The organism is Mycobacterium sp. NGS18, from assembly GCF_059813185.1.
This window is the reverse complement of sequence record NZ_JCALEC010000004.1, coordinates 186,168-206,068: the sequence shown is the minus strand read 5'-3', so window position 1 is coordinate 206,068 and position 19,901 is coordinate 186,168. Positions and strand designations below refer to the sequence as shown.

Below are 19,901 nucleotides of genomic sequence, written 5' to 3'. Positions count from 1 at the left end.
CGATTGTCGTTTACTCTCGGGCCAGCGCGGTACTCTCCCTTAATGACCGCTGCACCGCAGACCGGGCAGACCGGTTGGAACCTGACCGGTCGCCTGCGCTGGCTGAAGCGGGCCCGGCCCGCCGACTACCTGCTGGCTTTCAGCGTCGCTTCAGCTTCGCTGCCGGTGGTCGGGAAGCAGCTGGAACCCCTGGGCGGGATGACCGCGATGGGAGTGTGGGGCACCCGCCACATGCCGGAGTTCCTGTCCAGCGCGGCCAAAGCGTGGCTGACGCCGGGGGCCGCCACCGCCCGCAAGCGGGACCGCGAGCAGACCCAGGCGGTCTCCGAGGCCGCGTTACGCGGCGTCGTCACCGCCGCCGAGCTCGACATCGCCTGGCCGCAACCGGAGCAGGCCCCGCCGGTGTGGAAGGCATGGCAGCACCGGCGCCACATCCACCGTTCCGGCGTGCGCTACGGCAGTGACCCCGCCCAGGTGCTCGACGTGTGGGCGCCCCGAGAGCTGCCGACGACACCGGCTCCGGTGCTGATTTATGTCCCCGGCGGCGCCTGGGTGCACGGCAGCCGGATGCTGCAGGGCTACGCGCTGCTGTCGCACCTGGCCGAGCGCGGCTGGGTCTGCCTGTCCATCGACTACCGGGTCGCGCCGCACAACCGCTGGCCGCGCCACATCATCGACGTCAAGACCGCGATCGCCTGGGCGCACGCCAACGTCGACAAGTTCGGCGGCGACCGCAACTTTGTCGCGGTGGCGGGCTCCTCGGCCGGCGGGCATCTGGCCGCCCTGGCCGGGCTGACCGGCAGCCCAGTCGGCGATCGGGAATTCGCCGACCAACTCCCCGACGGCGCCGACACCTCGGTGGACGCCGTGGTCGGCATCTACGGCCGCTACGACTGGCAGGACCGGTCCACTCCGGAACGGGTCGCCTTCGTCGACTTCCTGGAGCGGGTGGTGGTCGGCAGGTCGCTGCGGCGCCACCGCGACCTCTACCGCAGGGCATCGCCGATCGCGCGGGTGCATCCCAAGGCGCCCCCGTTCCTGGTGGTGCACGGCAGCGCCGACACCGTCATCCCGGTAGCGCAGGCCCGGGTCTTCGCGGACCGGTTACGGGCGGTGTCGCGCTCCAAGGTCGGGTACCTGGAGCTGCCCGGAGCAGGGCACGGTTTCGACATGACCGACGGCGCTCGCACCGGCGCGGTGAGCACGGCAATCGGGTTGTTCCTCAATCAGATTCACCGGGACCGCGCCATGATCGGCGGCAAACAGGTCATCTGAGCGCCGCCCGCCGCGGTATGGTCCCTGCATGGGGATGGTGCGACGGTGAAGCGACTCAGCGGGTGGGACGCGGTGCTGCTCTACAGCGAGACGCCGAACGTGCACATGCACACCCTCAAGGTCGCGGTGATCGAGCTCGACGCTGACCGGCGCGGGTTCGACGTCGAGTCCTTCCGCCGGGTGATCCACAGCCGGCTCTACAAGCTGGATCCGTTCCGCTACCAACTGGTGGACATCCCCGGCAAATTCCACCACCCGATGTGGCGGGAGAACTGCGAAGTCGACCTGAGCTACCACATCCGGCCGTGGTCACTGGCCGCCCCGGGCGGTCGTCGCGAACTCGACGAGGCCATCGGGCAGATCGCCAGTACGCCGCTGGACCGTAGCCGCCCGCTGTGGGAGATGTATTTCATCGAGGGCCTGGCGAACAACCGGATCGCGGTGGTCGGCAAGATCCACCACGCCCTCGCCGACGGGATCGCCTCGGCGAATCTGATGGCCCGCGGCATGGATCTGTTGGGCGGTCCGCAGTTCGAACGGGATTCCTACGAAACCGATCCGGCCCCGAGCGGCGGCCAACTGGTGCGCTCGGCGTTTCGCGACCACCTGCGGCAGCTGGGCAAGATCCCGGCGACGATCGGCTACACCGCGGCCGGCGTCGGGCGGGTTCGGCGCAGCACCCGAAAACTGTCCGCCGAACTGACCCGGCCGTTCACGCCGCCACCGAGCTTCATCAACCACATGCTCACCCCCGAACGCCGGTTCGCCACCGCGACCCTCGCCCTGGCCGACATCAAGGCGACCAGCAAGCAATTGGGCGCCACGATCAACGACCTGGTGCTGGCCATTTCGGCGGGGGCGTTGCGCACGCTGCTGCTGCGCTATGACGGCAAGGCGGACCATCCGCTGCTGGCGTCGGTGCCGATGAGCTTCGACTTCTCCCCGGACCGGATCTCCGGAAATCGGTTCTCCGGAGTGCTGGTCGCGCTGCCGGTCGACGCCGAGGATGCGCTGGAGCGGGTGGGAAAGGCCCGGGAGGCAGCCAATCTGGCCAAGGAAGCCCACCACCTGGTCGGACCGGAGTTGGTCAGCAGGTGGTCGGCGTACCTGCCGCCGGCGCCGGCGGAGTCACTGTTCCGGTGGCTGTCCAGCCGCGACGGGCAGAACAAGGTGCTCAACCTCAACATCTCCAACGTCCCCGGTCCGCGGGAGCGCGGCAGGGTCGGCGGTGCTCTGGTCACCGAGATCTACTCGGTGGGGCCGTTGACCGCCGGCAGCGGTCTGAACATCACCGTGTGGAGTTACGTCGACCAGCTCAACATCTCGGTACTGACGGACGGCGCCACCGTCGACGACCCGCACGAGGTGACCACCGCCATGGTCGACGAGTTCATCGCAATCCGCCGGGCCGCAGGGCTTTCCGAGAAGCTGACGCCGGTCGAGACCGCGATGGCCCCGGCCTGAGCGTCAGGCGCGGGCCTGCAACTCCCGCCGCAGGACCTTGCCGGTGTTGTTGCGCGGCAGCTCCTCCAGGATGGTGATCTCGCGAGGCACTTTGTAGCCGGCCAGGTTGTCCCGGACGTGCTGCTTGAGTTCCTCGGGTGTGACGCGAGCGCCCGGCTCCAAGACCACGAAGGCCACCAGGCGCTGCCCGTAGTCGGCGTCGTCGACACCGATGACGGCGGCCTCGGCGACGGCGGCATGCTGGGTCAGCGCCTTCTCCGTCTCGATCGGGTAGACGTTCTCGCCCCCGGAGACGATCATCTCGTCGTCGCGACCGACCACGAAAAGCCTTCCGGTGGAATCGAAATAGCCCAGATCGCCGGAGGCCATGAAGCCGTCGTCGAACTGCTTCGAGTCGCCACCGGTATAGCCGTCGAACTGCGAAGAGTTCCGCACGAAGATCTGTCCGGTCTGCCCGGCCGGCACCTCGGCGAAATAGCCATCGAGGATCCGGATCTCGGTCCCCGGTGCCGGACACCCGGCGGTGTCGGGGGAGTAGCGCAGGTCCTCGGGGGTGGCCAGCGCGATCATGCCGGCCTCGGTCGCGTTGTAGTTGTTGTAGACCACGTCGCCGAAGGCATCCATGAACGCCGTCACCACATCCGGACGCATCCGTGATCCCGATGCGGTGGCGAACCGCAGTGAGGTGCAGGGGTATTCGGCGCGGACCTCGTCGGGCAACGCCATGATGCGGTCGAACATCACCGGGACGACGCACAATCCGCTCGCCTGGTTCTCGGCCACGAGCTTCAGAATGGCTTCGGGATCGAACTTGCGCCGGGTGGCGATGGTGCAGGCCATCGTCAAGGCCAACGCCAGTTGGGAGAACCCCCAGGCGTGAAACATCGGTGCGGCGATGACGACGGTTTCCTCGGTGTGCCAAGGGATTCGGTCGAAGATGGCGGCAAGGTCGGCGATCCCGCCGCCACCGCGCCCGGAGCGACGGGCGCCTTTCGGCGTACCGGTGGTTCCGGAGGTGAGCATGATCAGTTTGCCGGACCGGTCCGGTTTGACTGGGCGCCGTCCGATATTGGCGTCGATCAGCTCATCCGCCGTCAGGCCGGCAACAGCATCGTCGGCCCAGCTCACCACCCGGATGCACGCGGAGTCGGCCGGCAGCGCCAGATCCACTGCCGCGGTGAACTCCTCGTCGTAGCAGATCAGGTCGACGTCTTCGCGGGCCACGACTTCGGCCAGCGCCGGCCCGGCGAAGCTGGTGTTGAGCAGCAGTACGTCGGCGCCGATCCGGTTGGCGGCGGCCAGCGCCTCGACGAAGCCGCGGTGATTGCGGCACATCAGCGCTATCGCTCGCGGCGTCCGGCCGGGCAGCCGCTGCAAACCAGCGGCCAGCGCGTCGCTGCGGCGGTCGAGCTGGGCATAGGTCAGCGTGCCGCGTTCGTCGATGATCGCCGCACGTTCTCCGCAGCGCTGCGCCGCCATGGCGATCCCGGTGGTGGTGGTGCCGCCCTCACGGGCTGCGGCGGCAGCGATGCGCAGGTATTTGTCCGGCCGCAGCGGTGCCAGCAACCCGGCCCGGGTGAACGTCGCCAGCATCGAGCCGGCCCGATTGAGCGAGTCGACCAGGGCCATTTCGCTCAGCCCAGGATCGGGAGGCGACGCTCGCGCGCGAGCTGGTCCAGTGCGTCCTGCATGACGGCGCGCACATGCGCGTCGACGACGTCGATATCGGGATCCTCACCGAACTCGGCGACGATGTCGATCGGCTCGCAGACCTGCATGACGATCTTGGTCGGCAGCGGCAGGTTGATCGGCAGCACCGCGGACAGCCCGAACGGGAAGCCGAACGAGATCGGCAGGATCTTGGCCCGCATCAGCTTGTCCAACCGCAGCGCCTTGGCCAATCCGGTGCCCCGCGACAGGTAGAGCTGGCTTTCTTGGCCGCCGATACCGACCGTCGGCACCAGCGGCACGCCGGCGTTGATCGCCGCGCGGATGTAGCCTTTGCGGCCGCCGAAGTCGATCTTGTTCTCCTGCAGCGTCGGCCGGTAGACGTCATAGTCCCCGCCGGGGAACACCACCACCACACCGCCGGAGCGCAGCGCCTCGTCGGCGTTGTCGTGGTTGGCCGGGATGAAGCCGGTCTTGCGGAAGAAGTCGGCGGTGATGCCGGTGAAGATCAGGTCGTGGCTCAAGGTGTAGACCGGACGTTCGTAGCCGAACTTGTCGTAGAAGCCGGTGGCGAACACCGGGACGTCCATCGCGAACAGGCCGCCGGAGTGGTTGGACACCACCAGGGCACCGCCGTGGGGAAAGGACTCCAGGCCCCGCACCTCGGCGCGGTGGTACCCCTTGATCAGGGGCCGCAGCAAACCCATCACCCGCTCGGTCAGGCCCGGATCCCACTTGGTGATAGGCCTGGGCACGTCATCTGACCAGTCGTTGTCCGGTGTGTCCACCACGGGCCCCTTCAATTGAAACGTGTTCTAGTTTCGTCCATGCTACCGGCCCGCCCGCCCCCTGAGCCGGCATCGTCCTGGATGCGCCGAAACCCCGGAAGTCGCCGGGGTGTAAGAGCATGCTTGACCCATGGGTCATTACAAGAGCAATGTCCGCGACCTGGAGTTCAATCTGTTCGAGCTGCTCGGGTTGCAGCAGTGCCTGGCAGACGGCGCCTTCGGCGACCTCGACGGCGACACGGTGCGCCAGATGCTGGCCGAAGCCGCCCGGCTCGCCGAGGGGCCGGTGGCCGAATCGTTCGCCGACAGTGACCGCCACCCGCCGGTGTTCGACCCGGCCGCCCACACCGTGACCCTGCCCGAGCCGTTCAAGGCGTCGCTGCGGGCCTGGCAGGAGGGCGAGTGGTTCCGGATCGGCCTGACCGAGGACGTGGGTGGCGTGCCGGCGCCGTCGATAGTGGCCTGGGCGATCAACGAACTTGTGCTGGGCGCCAACCCGGCGGTGTTCATGTTCATGGCCGGCCCGATCTTCGCCAACATTCTCTACGGCCTGGGCAACGAACAGCAGCGGCACTGGGCGGCCATGGCGATCGAGCGAAACTGGGGCGCCACCATGGTATTAACGGAGCCGGATGCCGGCTCTGATGTGGGGGCCGGCCGGACCAAGGCTATTGAGCAGCCCGACGGCAGCTGGCACATCGACGGCGTCAAGCGGTTCATCACCAACGGCGACAGCGACGACCTGTTCGAGAACATCATGCACATGACGCTGGCCCGCCCCGAGGGCGCCGGGCCGGGAACCAAGGGGCTCAGCCTGTTTCTGGTGCCCAAGTACCTGCCCGATCCCAAGACCGGTGAGCCCGGCGAGCGCAACGGGGTGTTCGTGACGGGTCTGGAACACAAGATGGGGCTGAAGGTTTCGACCACCTGCGAACTGACTTTCGGCCAGCACGACGTTCCGGCGAAGGGCTGGCTGGTCGGAGACACCCGCAACGGTATCGCGCAGATGTTCCACGTCATCGAGTACGCGCGAATGATGGTGGGCACCAAGGCGATCGCCACGCTGTCGACCGGGTATCTCAATGCGCTGGAGTACGCCAAGACCCGTATCCAGGGTGCCGACCTGACCCAGATGACCGACAAGACCGCGCCGCGGGTGACGATCATCCACCACCCGGATGTGCGCCGCGCCCTGATGATGCAGAAGGCCTACGCCGAAGGGATGCGGGCGCTGTACCTCTACACCGCAGCTCACCAGAACCCGCAGGTCGCCATGCAGGTGTCGGGCGCCGACGCGGAGATGGCCGAGCGGGTCAACGATCTGTTGCTTCCGATCGTCAAGGGCGTCGGCTCGGAACGGGCTTATCAGTATTTGACCGACGCGCTGCAGACGTTCGGCGGGTCCGGCTTCCTGCAGGACTATCCGATCGAGCAGTACATCCGCGATGCCAAGATCGACAGCCTCTACGAGGGCACCACCGCCATTCAGGCGCAGGACTTCTTCTTCCGCAAGATCGCCCGCGACCGCGGCGTGGCATTGGGGCATCTGGTCGGCCAGATCGAAGGGTTCCTCGACAGCGGAGAGGCGCGCTCGGAGCTGACTGACTCCCGCAAGCTGCTGGCCAGCGCTCTCGACGACGTGCGGGCAATGGCCACCACCATGACCGGCTACCTGCTCGGTTCGCAGCAGGATTCCCGCGAGCTCTACCGGGTCGGCCTGGAGTCCGTGCGGTTCCTGCTGTCCGTCGGTGACCTGGTGATCGGCTGGCTGCTGTTGCGGCAAGCCGAGATTGCGCTGGGTGCGCTGGATGGCGAGGTCGCCGATGGCGACAAGAATTTCTATGCCGGAAAGATCACGGCGGCAACGTTTTTCGTCGGAACGGTGCTGCCCAGGCTTGGCGCGGAGCGGCGCATCCTGGAAAACAATGACCTTGCTGTGATGGACCTGAGCGAGAAGGCGTTCTGAACGCTCGCCGCCGTACCCGCGTCGGTGGTGGCGATCAACACCAAGTCGGCCCCGAGTTCGCCGTTGCGAGTAGGTGTTCTGCGCCTACGATGCGCAATTTTCGATATGCCTCAATTTAAGGACAAGCCGCCTTTTTGACGCTAGCGTAAACGCGACCTGAGTTTCCTGGGCGTTTCCGTTTAGAGAGGGCTATCCAATGGCTGAGATCAAGCGTCGCGGGGGCAAGCGCAAGTCGGCTCGGAGGCGGGTGATCGGTTCCGCGGCATCGGTGGGGGCTTTCCTGTCGTTCGGGTTGGGGCCGTTGGCGGCGCCGGCGGCCAACGCGGATTTCGAGGATTTCCTCAATGACCTCTTTGACCCCAGCGCCTGGGGCAATCTCTCGACGGACTTCAACGGCCTGTTCACCGTGGACTCGAGCATCGGTGCGGCCGATGACAGCGGAGCCGATTGGGCCCAGATGTGGGACACCTACTTCTACGCCCCGTTGCACGACAGCCTGCAGGACTGGATCAATTCTGACTTCGGCTCGCAGGTCAACGGCGTGATCAACCAGTTGTTCGCACCGCTCACCGAGGGCTTCTGCGGGATCATCTGCAACGGTGCCGACGGCACCGCCGAGAGCATCAACGGCCAGGCCGGCGGCCTGTGGTTCGGCGACGGTGGCGACGGCTGGTCCTCGAACCTCGAAGGTGTCGCCGGCGGTAACGGTGGCCATGCCGGTGGTATCGGTGACGGTGGCGACGGTGGCGCCGGTGGTTTCGGTGCCGACGGTGGCAATGGTGGCCATGGCGGGGAGATGTGGGGCAACGGCGGTGATGGTGGTGCCGGCGGTGCCGCCACCGCGACCCTGGCGGCCGGTAACGGCGGCATCGGCGGCAGCTCGGGTCAGGCCCAGGACTTCTTCGGCATGGGCGCCATCGGCAACGGCGGTGACGGCGGCGTCGGCGGCGCGGGCTGGAACGGCACCAATGGCACCACCGGCAGCACGGCCGGCGCCAGTGGCGGCAACGGGCTGGCCGGCACCAACGGCGGTAATGGCGGGGCCGGTGGTGCCGGTTCGTCGATTCTGGGTCTGGGCGGCAACGGTGGTGCCGGCGGTGCCGGCGGTAACGGCGGCAACGGCGGGGCTGGGGCGACCGGGGCAGCCGGGACCTTCGATGACAACGGGGATGGGAGCGGCGGCACCGGTGGCAACGGCGGTGACGGTGCGCTCGGCGGCAACGGCGGTAAGGGCGGCGCGGCCGGTATCGGCGCGTCGCTGTTCGGCGCCGGCGGCACGCAGGGCGTCGGTGGCAATGCCGGCAACGGCGGGGCCGCCGGAGTGGCCGGTGACGGTGGTGCCGGCGCGGCCGGGACCGCCGCGCACGTCGACGGCGGTAACGGCGGCCAGGGTGGCGACTCGGGCACCGCTGCGGCTGCGGGCAGTGCCGGCACGGGTTCGACCAACGGCAACGCCGGCACCGCCGGTGCCGGGCCGACCGGCGGAAACGGCGGCGTCGGTGGTAACGGCTATGACGCATCGACGGGCACCGTCGCCGGTGCCGTCGGCGGCAATGGCGGCCTTGGGGGTGACGGTGGCGCCTACGGCAACGGCGGTGACGGCGGAACGGGCGGCAGGGGCGCCAACGGTCTGGCCGGCGACGCGAGCATCGGCACCGATGGCACCACCGGCGGCGCGGGCGGTACCGGCGGTGCGGGCGGTCTCGGCGGTTCGATCGCCGGCAATGGCGGCAACGGCGGTGTCGGCGGCGCGGGTGGCACCGGTGGCGCCGGCGGCAGCGGCACCAACGGCAATGACGGCGCCAACGCGGCTGCAGACAGCGGTGCCGACGGCGGGAACGGCACCGACGGCACCGACGGCACGGACGGCGGCGATGGTGGTGCCGGTGGCGCCGGAGGTGTCGGTGGCACCGCTGCCCATGGCAACGCCGGCAGCGACGGCGCCGGCGGCGTGGGCGGCGACGGCGGCGCGGCCGGCAACGCCGGTAACGGCGGCAACGGCGGCAACGGCGCCAACAGTCTCACCGAGCCCGTCGGCGGTAAGGGCGGCAACGGCGGCCAGGGCGGCGACCGCGGAACCGCAGGCACTGGCGGCCAGGGCGGCCTGAGCGGTGACAGCCAGACCCGGTCTGCTGACGGTGCTGACGGTGCCGCCGGGACCGGCGGAAACGGCGGAAACGGCGGCGATGGCAGCGGCGGCCAGGTGATCACCGTCGGCGGCGTGCAGATCGTTCAGAACGGCGCCGACGGTGGCGCCGGCGGTGCGGCCGGGGCGGAAGGCACCGGCGGTGCCGGCGGCAACGGCGGTGCCGGCGCGAATGGCGCCAGCGGCAGCACCGACCCGGTGACGGGCGACGGCACGGCCGGTCTGGCCGCCGGCAACGGCGGTAGCGGCGGTGCCGGCGGTGCCGGCGGCACCACGTCGGGCGACGGCGGCGCGGGCGGTAACGCCGGTGCGGGCGGCAAGGGCGGCAATGGTGGCGCCGGCGCGGACGCCGCTGCCGACAGTGGCCTCTCCGGCGGTAACGGCGGCGACGCCGGGGCCGGTGGCGCCGGTGGAGTCGGTGGGCAAGGCGGCTCGGCGACCAATGGCAACGGCGGCTCCGGTGGCAACGCCGGGGCCGGCGGTGATGCCGGCACTGCCGGAAGCGGCGGCGACGGGGCCGGCGGTGGTAGCGGGGCCACGGCGGGCTCCGGTGGTACCGGCGGTGCTGGTGCAGATGGTGGCGCCGCGGGTGGGGCCGGCAACGGCGGCAGCAGCGTCGCTGGCGGCAGCGCCGGCAATGTCGGTGACAGCGCTGCCGACGGTGCCAACGCCGACGGTGGTACCGGCGGCAACGGTGGCGATGGTCAGGTGGTTGACATCGGCGGTGTGCCGGTCTCGCAGGCCGGTGGCGACGGCGGCGCCGGTGGTGCGGCCTCGACCGTCGGCAACGGGGGTGCCGGCGGTAATGGCGGCACCGGCGCCGATGGCGTTGACGGTGGCACCGACGCCAACGGCATCGGCACTCCCGGAACCGACGGCGGGGCCGGTGGCACGGGTGGAACCGGCGGTGCCGGCGGCACCACCTCGGGCAACGGCGGGGCCGGCGGCCAAGGTGGCGACGCCGGTGACGGTGGCGCCGGCGGTAGCGGCGCCGACGGTCCTAGCGGTGGCCCTGGCGGTGCCGGCGGTAGCGGCGGAACGGCCGGAAGCGGTGGCACGGGTGGTACCGCCACGCACGGGACCGGCGGTGGCGGCGGTGATGCCGGCAACGGTGGTAACGGCGGTACGGCCGGCAATGGCGGCGACGCCACTGACCCGGGCGGACTCGGCGGCGCCGGTGGCATCGGCGGCAACGCGGGCAATGCCGGCGACGGCGGCACCGGTGGTAGCGGTTCGGTCGGCGGTGGCGACGGCGGCGACGGCGGTGACCGCGGAACGGCGGGCTCTGGTGGCTCCGGTGGCACCAACGGCGACGGCAGCACGGCTGCGGACGGCGACGACGGCGCGGAAGCCACCGACGGCGGTGACGGCGGCGCCGGCGGGGCGGGTCTGGACGGCCTGCTTATCACCAACACCGATGGCAGCGTGACCGCGCAGGCCGGCGGCACCGGCGGTGACGGCGGCAACGCCGGCCGGATCGGCAACGGCGGCGTCGGCGGTGACGGCGGTAAGGGCGCCTCCGGGTTCGGCGACGGTGGCGTCGGCGGCGCGGGTGGTGACGGCGGCAACGGCGGGTCGGGCGGCACCGAATCCGGCGACGCCGGCAACGGCGGCAACGGCGGCGACGGTGGCACCATCACCGGTGCCAACGGCGCCAACGCCGCGGCGGGTTCCAACGGCAATGGCGAGGACGGCGGTACCGGTGGCAACGGCGGCGACGGCGGTGTCGGGGGCAACGGTGGCAACGCCGCCCACGGTGCCGGTGGCCTCGGCGGCAATGCCGGCAATGGCGGTGATGCCGGTAACGGCGGCAATGGCGGCAACGGTGCTGGTGGCCCTGCGATCAGCAACCAGATCGACGGCCCGGCCGGTAACGGCGGCAATGGCGGTGACGCCGGCCAGCACGGTGGCGCGGCGGGCACCGCCGGGCACGGCGGCACCGGAGAGAACGGTCAGCAGGCCGCCGACGGTCAGGCCGGGAGCGCGGGCAGTGACCGCGCCAACGGCGGCGACGGCGGCAAGGGCGGCGACGGCGCCAGCAGCCGGGTCACGCTCAAAATCGTTGACGGCCAGCGGGTGTACACGCTGGCGTCCATCCCGCAGGCTGGCGGTGACGGCGGTGCCGGTGGCGACGCCACCACGCTCGGCGACGGCGGGCACGGCGGCGACGGGGGCAAGGGCGGCGGCGTCGGCCTTGGTGGGCAGGGACCATTCGATATTTCCGGACGTGTCGGTGGCCAGGGCGGCAACGGCGGTGCCGGCGCCGGCGAGGGCGGCAACGGTGGTGGCGGAGGCAACGGCGGAAACGGCGGGGGCACCAGCAGCGCCTCGAATGCCAATGACAGTGTCCTGGGCGCCGGTGGCGCCGGCGGCGACGGCGGCACCGGTGGCGTCAACGGCACCGGCGGCGACGGCGGCTCCGGTGGCACCGGCGGCACCTATCCCCAAAATCACGGGATCGGCGGCACCGGTGGCTCCGGCGGTTCCGGCGGTACCGGCACCAACGGCGGCCACGGCGGCGGTGGTGGCGGCGGCGGTGGTGGCGGTGCCGGCAACCACGAAGGGAACCCGAATACCACGATCGTCTTCGGCCACGGCGGCGCCGGCGGTGCGGGGGGCGCCGGTGGTGACGCCGATGGTGCCGGCGTGGTCGGCGGTGTCGGCGGGACCGGCGGGACCGGTGGTGCGGGCGTGGGTGTCGGTACCGGCCCCGTCTCTATCGGCACCGGCGGCGCCGGCGGAACGGGCGGCGCCGGTGGCGTCGTCGGCCCGAACGGCGACGGCGCCGGTGGGACCGGTGGGACCGGCGGCACCGGCACCAACGGGGCCACCGGTGGCGACGGCGAGGCTGGCACCGCCGGCGGTCCCGACGGCACCCCCGGCACCGCGGGAGCCCCGGGGCCGAACCAGTAGCAGAGCTGATCCACCGCCCCGGCCACTACGCTCGGGGCGGTGGACCTCTACACCCGCCGCTACGGTCTGCCCGACCACGGCTACACGATCGTCCGGTGGGCGCACGAGCTGGCCAAAGGCCGCGGCGCAGTGGTGGTGGAGCCCGACGTCGAGCGGATCCGGCGCGCGGGTGGCGCACTGGCTTTCGTCGACGCCGCACCGTTCAAAACGGTGGCCGATGGGCCGGCGTCGGTGCTGCGCGAGCTGCTCGATCTGGAGGCCCGGGAGATCCGGTCCTGGAGCAAGGCCGGATTCGCGCGCTTCCACAAGGGAGCCGCCGCCCGGCGGGTCGACCGGATCTGCCGCGCCCAGGGCAGCGAAGCCGCCGTCGACTGGGTGCTGGCCAACGCCACCACCGACGGCGCCGACCTGGATCAGCTACGTGGCCGCCTGGGGCCGCGGCTCTACACCGCCGGCGGTTTCGACGAGGACCATTACCGCGCCGAGGTGGGGCGCTGTATCGAATACCGCCGCCGGAAGCGACTGACGCAGAGCTGATTTACGCCTTGTCCCCGCGGGTTGCAAGTATCTCCCGCAGGGTCGGCAGCACGCGCTGATCTTTCGGCCGGTTGGCCGCCTGCTTCGAGCGGACCACATCGGCGAGCGAGGCGATGAGGACCGGCGCGTCATAGATCTGGACCCGGGTGGCGTCCCGCTTCAGATCCGTATAGCCGTGGGTGCCGGCCGGTTGGAAAGCCAGGTCGAGATCGCCGACGTCGGTGGTGAGGTTCCACGTCTGGGCTGCCGCCAGGGTCTCGGCGTCGCACGCGAACGGGAAGCCGTCCGGTTCGGCGTCGGTGCGAACCCGGGCATGGACATCGCGTAGGGCAGCGGCGAGCCGCACCAGGTTCTCGCGGTCGGTCGCCGGGGTGATGTCGGCGTCCTCGGTCGGAAACGGTGAGCCGTGGTAGACCGCCGCCAGGCCGCCGATCAGTACGTAGTCCACCCGGTAGCGGTGCAGGGTCGTGAGCAGCTGCGGCAGGTCGAGTTCCCGAGCTGTCATGCGCGGCGTAGGGCGGTGAGCTGCCCGGCGAGCCGCGCATGCCGGTCCAAACGTTCCTGGCCCGTCAAGTCTGACAATCGGGCGGCTTGCGCCAGGTCGCTCTCCTCGCGTGGGACCAGTGCCAGCTCGAGGTCGAGTCCACAGAGCCGCACCAGACGCAGGACATCTTCGAGACTGACCGCGGTGCGACCGGACTCCCAACGTGCGATTGCCGGCTGGGCGGTTCCGGCCAGTGCCGCGAGTTCGCGCTGCGTGAGCCCGGCGCGTCGTCGCGCCTCCCGGATCAGATCACCGCCGTGTGAGCCCATTCATTCAATATAACTAAACTGCTATATTGACCGCACTCAGTTTCGGCGTTGCCGCACCTTGTAGGTGGATGGCCACGACACCCGGGTCTCGTCGCCCACCAACGCCGTTCCCTTCGCGCCGACGGTGACGTTGTAGGCCTCCTGGCCCGGGCCGACTTCGCGGTTGGCGTGTTGGTGAGCCAGGTAGTACAGCTGATCGATCTCCAGGTCGACGAACGCGACGAAGCTGGTCTTGCGCACCGCGTCGCCGAAGCCGGCCGTCATCCGGTCGGCCACGATGACCGACGCGATCGCCGCCACGGCCAGGACCATGAACGGGATCACCCAGGAACACAGGTAGGTCAGCGGTGCATCGGCGTGGCTCCGCAGGATCGGCGGAATCAGCGCCGACACCGACATGGCCGCAGGCGTCGCCAGCCAGAGCCAGGTCAGCCGGTTCACGACCGGAGCGAACAACTCGGTCTGCACCACTGCTGCGGGCAGATCCGCCTTCACGACGCCGTCCACCACGGATTTGCCCAGCACCGTGCCAGCGAGCAACGTCGCGAGCAATCCGGCGAAACTCAGCGGCAGCGTCCACCGCTGCGCACACTCCCACACCAGCGGCAGCACCGCCAGCGCGAAGAACGTCGCGACGGCGCCGGTCCCCAGGAACCGTGTCGTGGACTCGCGGTTGCTGACCAAGACGGCCGCCGCAATGGCCAGCGCCGCTGCCACCGCGATCGGCAGTGGCACATTTCCGGCGAGAACCCAATACACCGCCCACGGCGCAAATCCCAGCAGAACACCCACGGCCGGAGTATATGGCCTTACCGTTGCGTCGACGGCAGGGATCGTGGGTGATCAGGACTCCAGTGTGTAGCCCATCGGCATCAGCACGCTCTTCTGCTGGGTGAAGTGCTCGACGCCCTCTTTGCCGTTCTCCCGGCCGATGCCGGAGTTCTTGTAGCCGCCGAACGGGCAGCACGGGTCGAAGGCGTACCAGTTGATCGCGTAGGTCCCGGTGCGGATCTTCTGCGAGATCTCGATCCCGCGCGGGACGTCGGAAGTCCACACGCTGCCGGCCAGCCCGTACACCGAGTCGTTGGCGATCTTGATCGCGTCGTCCTCGGTGTCGTAGGCGATGATCGACAGCACCGGGCCGAAGATCTCCTCCTGGGCGATGGTCATGGAGTTGTCGACGTCGGCGAACACCGTCGGCTGCACGAAGTAGCCGCCATCCAGGCCCTCGGGACGGCCGCCGCCGCACACCAGCCGGGCACCCTCCTCGATGCCCTTGGCGATGTAGCCCTCGACCCGCTCGCGCTGCTTCTCGCTGATCAACGCGCCGACCTGCGCGCCCGGATCACTGGGCACTCCGACCGGCATGGCGGTGACGAAGTTCTTGACCGCCTCCACGATCTCCTCGTAGCGCGAGCGCGGCGCCAGGATGCGGGTCTGGGCCACGCAGGCCTGGCCGGTGTTCATGATCCCGGAGAACACCAGCATCGGGACCGCCGACGCCAGGTCGACGTCTTCGAGCACGATGGCCGCCGACTTGCCGCCGAGCTCCAGAGTGCACGGCTTGAGCATCTCGGCGGCGCGCTTGCCGATCTCCTTGCCGACGGCCGAGCTGCCGGTGAAGGAGAAGACATCCACATCGGCGTTGGAGGTCAGCGCCTGGCCGGTCTCCACGCCACCCGGCACCACCGACAGCACCCCTTCGGGCAGGCCCGCGTCGGCGAACGCCTGCGCCAACAGGTTGGCGCTCAACGGGGTCTCGGCGGCCGGCTTGAGCACCACCGTGCAACCGGCCAGCAGCGCCGGCCCCAGCTTGTTGACCGCCAGGAACAGCGGCACGTTCCAGGCCACGATCGCACCGACCACACCCAGCGGTTCCCGGCGCACGATCGTCTGGCCGTAGGCGCCGGTGCGGACCTCTTCCCAGCTGACCTCGTCAACGGCGGGGCCGGCGAAGAAGTTCAGTGCCCCCAGCGAGCTCATCCAGTGCATGGTCTCAACGCCCATCGGCGGCTGCCCGGTCTCGGCGGCCAGCAGCGAGGTGAACTGCTCTTTGCGCTCCTCCATGAGCTTGATAGCGGCGGCGATGACGGCGGCCCGCTCAGCCGGCGGGGTCGACGGCCAGGGCCCGGAGTCGAAGGCGGCGCGCGCGCCCGCCACTGCCGCATCGACATCGGCCTTGGCCGCCAGCGGCACCTTGCCGACGTACTCGCCGGTGGCCGGGCAGTGAACCTCGATGACCTGGTCGGTGGACGGGGCGGTCCACTTGCCGCCGATGAAGAGGGTGTCGTATTCGGTGATGCTGGAGTCGCTCATGGGCGTCACCCTACCTAGCCGACGGACGGATTAGAACACGTTGCAGTCAATCCGTCATCGGGGTTGCAGAACCAGCACCAGATTGCTCACCAACAACTCCCGCAGGCCCGGCGCCGAGGTCATCCACCACGCCCATCGCGGGTGATAACGGGGGAAAGCCGCGACCAGTGCGCCGGTGTGGCGGGCCCACTGCAGCCCCTCGGCCGCCGACACCGCAAACAGCGACGAACCGTAGTTGTTCTTGGGTGGATGGCCATGCTTGCGGGTGTAGCGCGCGGCGGCGCGCATGCCGCCCAGATAGTGGGTCAGGCCCATCTCATGGCCGCCGAACGGACCCAGCCAGACCGTGTAGGACAGCACCACCAGCCCGCCCGGCCTGGTGACCCGCAGCATCTCGTTACCGAGTCGCCAGGGCCGCGGCACATGCTCGGCGACGTTGGACGACAGGCAGATGTCCACGCTGTCATCGGCGAGCGGCAACGCCATCCCGGAGGCCCGAACGAAGGCACCCGGGGGAGCAGCGGATCCGGCCGCCTGCATGGTGTGCATCGCGTGTACTTCACGGGGGTCCGGCTCCACCCCGATGTAGCGCAGGCCGGCCTCGGCGAATGCGGTGGCGAAGTATCCCGGCCCGCCGCCGACGTCGAGCAGGGTTCTGCCGGCCGGATCGTCCCCGTTGACGCCCCACCACAGGTCGGTGACCAGGGTGGCGGTGTCCGCGGCCAGCGCACCGTAGAACCGGGCCGGGTCGCTCTGTTCGTAGCGGAACTGTCCCAGCAGGCGCATTGAGCGGCCCAGCGTCGCGCGTCGTGCGAACAGCTCGGTGGCGGCCACCGGGCCAAGCCTAGGCGGACTACCCTGTAGTCCTGTGTCCGCTGTGCGCTCCGTCCTGCTGTTGTGCTGGCGTGACACCGGACATCCGCAGGGCGGCGGCAGCGAGACCTATCTGCAGCGCATCGGCGCCGAGCTGGCCGCCGCCGGAGTCGCGGTCACACTGCGCACCGCCCGCTACCCCGGCGCACCCAAGCACGAGGTCGTCGACGGGGTGCGGATCAGCCGCCGCGGCGGCCCCTACACGGTGTATCTGTGGGCGCTGGCGGTGATGGCGGCGGCGCGCGTCGGTCTGGGACCGCTGCGGCGAGTGCGGCCGGACGCGGTGATCGACACCCAGAACGGGCTGCCGTTTTTGGCGCGGCTGATCTACGGGCGCCGGGTGGCGATGCTGGTGCACCACTGCCACCGGGAGCAGTGGCCGGTGGCCGGGCCGGTGTTGAGCCGGATCGGCTGGCTGGTGGAGTCGAGGTTGTCGCCGTGGCTGAACCGGCGCAACCAGTACCTGACGGTGTCGTTGCCGTCGGCGCGCGACCTGATCGAACTGGGGGTGAGCGCCGAACGCATCGCGGTGGTGCGCAACGGGCTCGACGAGGCGCCGCCACCGACGCTGACCGATCCGCGGGCCGACGCGCCCCGGGTGGTGGTGCTGTCCCGGCTGGTGCCGCACAAGCAGATCGAGGATGCGCTGGACGCGGTCGCCGCCCTGCGCACCCGGGTGCCCGGCCTGCGCCTCGACGTCATTGGCGGTGGCTGGTGGGCCGACCGGCTGGTGCAGCACGCCGCGGCGCTGGGGATCACCGACGCGGTCACCTTCCACGGCCATGTCGACGAGGACACCAAACATCGGCTGGTGCAACAGGCGTGGGTGCATGTGCTGCCGTCCCGTAAGGAGGGCTGGGGCCTGGCCGTCATCGAGGCCGGCCAGCACGGGGTGCCCACCATCGGCTACCGGGATTCCGGGGGGCTGTCCGATTCCATCGTCGACGGCGTGACCGGTCTGCTGGTCGACGACCGCGACCAGCTCGTCGAGCAGCTGCGCCGCCTGCTGGCCGACCCGGTGTTGCGCGAACAGCTCGGCGGCAAGGCGCAGGACCGCAGCGCCGAATTCTCTTGGCGGCAAAGCGCTGACGGGTTCCGCGAGGTCTTGGCGGCGGTCTGCGAACGGCGCTACGTCAGCGGGGTGGTCTGAACGACGTGGAGGTGCACCGATGACGAACGACGACGCTGCTCCGGTGCTGCTCTACGACGGCGTCTGTGGGGTCTGCAACCGATCGGTCCAGACCATCCTTCGCCACGACCGGCACGGCACCCTGCGATTCGCCGCTTTGGAGAGTGACTTCGCCCGCGCAGTGATCGAGCGCCATCCGGATCTGCAGGACATCGACTCCATGGTGTTCGTCGACAACCCAGGTCGACCCGACGAGCGAGTCAGTGTCCGATCAGCGGGTGCCCTGGAGGTGGTGCGCTATCTGGCCGGGCCGTTCCGGCTACTTCTGGCGGCCCGCATCATTCCCGCCGGAATCCGCGACCGGCTCTACGACCGTTTCGCCGCCATCCGTTACCGAATCGGCGGCAAGCACGACACCTGTCCGGTGCCGGCGCCGGAAGTACGCGCCCGGTTCCTGGGTTGAGGTCCCCGCCGGTCAGGATGGCGGGGGCCTGGTGTTGAGGGCGCGTTCGGCGATGATCGCCCGGGCGCGGTTCTGGGCCCGAGTCCGTCGTCGGGTGGGCATCATCAGGGTTCGGCCGGCCGAATCCGATTGTCGGTCAGTCGGTGCGGGTAGACGGCCGGTCGGTTCACAGAGGGCGGGGAACAACAATCGACTGCCGGGGCGGGTGGTGTAGGTCTGGCCGGTCGGACTGAGCCAGTCGATGGTGCCGTCGGCTTGCTGGCGGTCACGCCAACCGTGAAATGTCTTGAGCAAGTGGTGTTTTCGACACAGGCAACGCAAGTTTGACGGATGTGTCGGCCCGCCGAGCGCATAGGCGATGGCATGGTCGAGGTCGCAGAATTCCGCCGGCCGGTCACAACCGGGCCACCGGCACGTCATGTCCCGGCAGCGCACAAACTCATCCAATGCGGTCGAGGGCCGGTACCTCGGCTCGGGGGGACTATCGGGTCCGGGGTGTCGCACCGGTTTGACGGTGGCGCCGGCGGCGATCAGTTCGGCCAGCATCGGTGCCGGGATCAGCGGTCCGCCCAGCAGCAGCGCCGGCGGGGCCTTCGGGGGCGGGTCGGGCTCCGCGGGGCGCTCTACTGGCGCAAACAAGTTCCGTGGGTTGATCGGCGGCGGCGGTGGGTCTTCACCGTTGCGGTGCGCGTCGACACCGGTGGCCATGCTTTCGGCGCTGGCGACCACGTGGATCAGCACCGAGCTTGCCGGACGGTCCTGGGTGCCGGGGCAGTCCTCGTTGCCGCACCCGCAGACCAGGATCTGCCCGCCGGCGGCCAGCGCGCCGAGGGCGTCGGCGCGACGTTGGGCGATGGTGCGCGGATCGTCGTCGCACACGCTGTGCGCCATTGCCATCAGCCGCCGGTCGAGGGCTTCGGCGTCGTGGGCGTGCAGCCGGCCCCACAGCGGGGTGGTGGCATGGTCGGTGTTGCGTTTGTCGACCACCAGGTCGCGGGAGCGGGCATGTTGACGGCTGCGGCGCAGGGCTTCCGGGTCGTGCGCCTCGATGATCGCGTCGATGGCCTGCCCGGTCTTGAACGCCGACAGTGGCCCGTAGTGCAGGGCGTCGGCTGCTAGTGCGGTATCGACGGCGGCAAGGGCCCGACGGTCTTGGATCAAGGTGGTGTGCCAGGAGATGGTCGACACCAGGGCGGCGTTGAGCTGTCCGGCGGCGAACAGTGCCGCCACCTTGGGAAGGCGTTCGCGCAGCGCTGAAGCCAAATACATCTGCCCAGATGCTTTCCCGTGGCTGATATCGCAAGCCGCACCGACTTCGGCCGCCACCGCGTCCCAGCCGTCGCAGGCCCATTTCGAATGCGCCGGGTCGTCGTACAGTTTGCGGCCCATCAGCTCGGCGATCGCCGCCAGGCGGCGGGCGGCCGCGGCGGACTCCGCTTGAGCCCACCCTCCGATCGCTGCCACCAGCGCGGCCTCGTCGAGCTCGGCGAGGGCGTCGGCGTCGGGCAGGTCGATCCGTTCGAACATACTTTCGATTGTACGCCTCATCG

At 70.0% G+C, this 19,901-nt stretch carries 15 protein-coding genes; 7 read left to right on the top strand and 8 right to left on the bottom strand.

All coding sequences use genetic code 11. The annotated features are described in order from the left end of the window. The first annotated feature begins 42 nt into the window (after positions 1-42). Both AC5Y31_RS10085 and AC5Y31_RS10080 read left to right on the top strand, forming a co-directional pair. A complete protein-coding gene (locus tag AC5Y31_RS10085; RefSeq protein ID WP_499980059.1) occupies positions 43-1,275 on the top strand; it encodes an alpha/beta hydrolase fold domain-containing protein in 1,233 nt (410 codons plus the stop codon). 45 nt (positions 1,276-1,320) lie between these two features. Next, on the top strand, positions 1,321-2,739 hold the full coding sequence (locus tag AC5Y31_RS10080; RefSeq protein WP_499980057.1) for a WS/DGAT/MGAT family O-acyltransferase: 1,419 nt from the start codon (positions 1,321-1,323) through the stop codon (positions 2,737-2,739). 3 nt (positions 2,740-2,742) lie between these two features. On the opposite strand, the gene fadD12 is transcribed toward AC5Y31_RS10080, so the two are convergent. Together fadD12 and AC5Y31_RS10070 are read right to left on the bottom strand one after the other, a co-directional pair. Beyond that, the gene (fadD12, locus tag AC5Y31_RS10075; RefSeq protein WP_499980056.1) at positions 2,743-4,368 is read right to left on the bottom strand and encodes an acyl-CoA ligase FadD12; all 1,626 of its coding nucleotides are present in this window, start codon (positions 4,366-4,368) and stop codon (positions 2,743-2,745) included. Positions 4,369-4,373: 5 nt separating this feature from the next. Further along, positions 4,374-5,114, bottom strand: a complete 741-nt coding sequence (locus AC5Y31_RS10070) for a 1-acyl-sn-glycerol-3-phosphate acyltransferase (protein ID WP_499980353.1) — start codon at positions 5,112-5,114, stop codon at positions 4,374-4,376. A gap of 211 nt (positions 5,115-5,325) precedes the next feature. Here AC5Y31_RS10070 and AC5Y31_RS10065 point away from each other — a divergent pair, with 211 nt between their 5' ends. The 3 genes from AC5Y31_RS10065 to AC5Y31_RS10055 all read left to right on the top strand — a co-directional run bounded on the left by AC5Y31_RS10065 (position 5,326) and on the right by AC5Y31_RS10055 (position 12,757). Further along, positions 5,326-7,161 (top strand): acyl-CoA dehydrogenase, encoded by a 1,836-nt coding sequence (locus AC5Y31_RS10065; protein ID WP_499980055.1) that lies wholly within the window; start codon positions 5,326-5,328, stop codon positions 7,159-7,161. Between the two features lie 196 nt (positions 7,162-7,357). Next, positions 7,358-12,220 carry a PGRS repeat-containing protein gene (locus AC5Y31_RS10060; protein WP_499980053.1) on the top strand — a complete coding sequence of 1,621 codons (4,863 nt, stop codon included), beginning with the start codon at positions 7,358-7,360 and terminating at the stop codon, positions 12,218-12,220. A gap of 39 nt (positions 12,221-12,259) precedes the next feature. Continuing rightward, positions 12,260-12,757, top strand: coding sequence for a hypothetical protein (locus AC5Y31_RS10055; RefSeq protein ID WP_499980052.1), 498 nt, complete (start codon positions 12,260-12,262; stop codon positions 12,755-12,757). Between the two features lies 1 nt (position 12,758). On the opposite strand, the gene AC5Y31_RS10050 is transcribed toward AC5Y31_RS10055, so the two are convergent. From AC5Y31_RS10050 to AC5Y31_RS10030, 5 genes are read right to left on the bottom strand one after another with little or no spacing between them, the layout of a single operon-like run. Then, positions 12,759-13,262, bottom strand: a complete 504-nt coding sequence (locus AC5Y31_RS10050; RefSeq protein ID WP_499980049.1) for a hypothetical protein — start codon at positions 13,260-13,262, stop codon at positions 12,759-12,761. Beyond that, on the bottom strand, positions 13,259-13,570 hold the full coding sequence (locus AC5Y31_RS10045; protein WP_499980048.1) for a helix-turn-helix transcriptional regulator: 312 nt from the start codon (positions 13,568-13,570) through the stop codon (positions 13,259-13,261). The genes AC5Y31_RS10050 and AC5Y31_RS10045 overlap by 4 nt, the downstream gene beginning before the upstream one ends. A gap of 36 nt (positions 13,571-13,606) precedes the next feature. Then, positions 13,607-14,362, bottom strand: a complete 756-nt coding sequence (locus AC5Y31_RS10040) for a hypothetical protein (RefSeq protein ID WP_499980047.1) — start codon at positions 14,360-14,362, stop codon at positions 13,607-13,609. A gap of 51 nt (positions 14,363-14,413) precedes the next feature. Then, positions 14,414-15,886, bottom strand: coding sequence for an aldehyde dehydrogenase (locus tag AC5Y31_RS10035; RefSeq protein WP_499980046.1), 1,473 nt, complete (start codon positions 15,884-15,886; stop codon positions 14,414-14,416). Between the two features lie 54 nt (positions 15,887-15,940). Further along, entirely contained in the window at positions 15,941-16,720 is a 780-nt protein-coding gene (locus tag AC5Y31_RS10030; protein ID WP_499980044.1) for a class I SAM-dependent methyltransferase, read from the bottom strand. Positions 16,721-16,754: 34 nt separating this feature from the next. Here AC5Y31_RS10030 and AC5Y31_RS10025 point away from each other — a divergent pair, with 34 nt between their 5' ends. Together AC5Y31_RS10025 and AC5Y31_RS10020 are read left to right on the top strand one after the other, a co-directional pair. Next, the gene (locus tag AC5Y31_RS10025; RefSeq protein ID WP_499980043.1) at positions 16,755-17,909 is read left to right on the top strand and encodes a glycosyltransferase family 4 protein; all 1,155 of its coding nucleotides are present in this window, start codon (positions 16,755-16,757) and stop codon (positions 17,907-17,909) included. A 19-nt stretch (positions 17,910-17,928) separates the two neighbouring features. Then, positions 17,929-18,351, top strand: coding sequence for a thiol-disulfide oxidoreductase DCC family protein (locus AC5Y31_RS10020; RefSeq protein WP_499980042.1), 423 nt, complete (start codon positions 17,929-17,931; stop codon positions 18,349-18,351). A 12-nt stretch (positions 18,352-18,363) separates the two neighbouring features. Here the strand turns inward: AC5Y31_RS10020 and AC5Y31_RS10015 are convergent, their stop codons facing one another. Then, positions 18,364-19,878, bottom strand: a complete 1,515-nt coding sequence (locus AC5Y31_RS10015) for an HNH endonuclease signature motif containing protein (RefSeq protein WP_499980039.1) — start codon at positions 19,876-19,878, stop codon at positions 18,364-18,366. Between the last annotated feature and the right edge of the window lie 23 nt (positions 19,879-19,901).

Bases quoted from the DNA above. Each gene is read 5' to 3' on its own strand.
- AC5Y31_RS10065 (WP_499980055.1), top strand. From the start codon at position 5,326: ATGGGTCATTACAAGAGCAATGTCCGCGACCTGGAGTTCAATCTGTTC.
- AC5Y31_RS10020 (WP_499980042.1), top strand. From the start codon at position 17,929: ATGACGAACGACGACGCTGCTCCGGTGCTGCTCTACGACGGCGTCTGT.
- AC5Y31_RS10015 (WP_499980039.1), bottom strand. From the start codon at position 19,878: ATGTTCGAACGGATCGACCTGCCCGACGCCGACGCCCTCGCCGAGCTC.
- AC5Y31_RS10035 (WP_499980046.1), bottom strand. From the start codon at position 15,886: ATGAGCGACTCCAGCATCACCGAATACGACACCCTCTTCATCGGCGGC.
- AC5Y31_RS10060 (WP_499980053.1), top strand. From the start codon at position 7,358: ATGGCTGAGATCAAGCGTCGCGGGGGCAAGCGCAAGTCGGCTCGGAGG.
- AC5Y31_RS10045 (WP_499980048.1), bottom strand. From the start codon at position 13,570: ATGGGCTCACACGGCGGTGATCTGATCCGGGAGGCGCGACGACGCGCC.
- AC5Y31_RS10070 (WP_499980353.1), bottom strand. From the start codon at position 5,114: ATGGGTTTGCTGCGGCCCCTGATCAAGGGGTACCACCGCGCCGAGGTG.
- fadD12 (WP_499980056.1), bottom strand. From the start codon at position 4,368: ATGGCCCTGGTCGACTCGCTCAATCGGGCCGGCTCGATGCTGGCGACG.
- AC5Y31_RS10050 (WP_499980049.1), bottom strand. From the start codon at position 13,262: ATGACAGCTCGGGAACTCGACCTGCCGCAGCTGCTCACGACCCTGCAC.
- AC5Y31_RS10085 (WP_499980059.1), top strand. From the start codon at position 43: ATGACCGCTGCACCGCAGACCGGGCAGACCGGTTGGAACCTGACCGGT.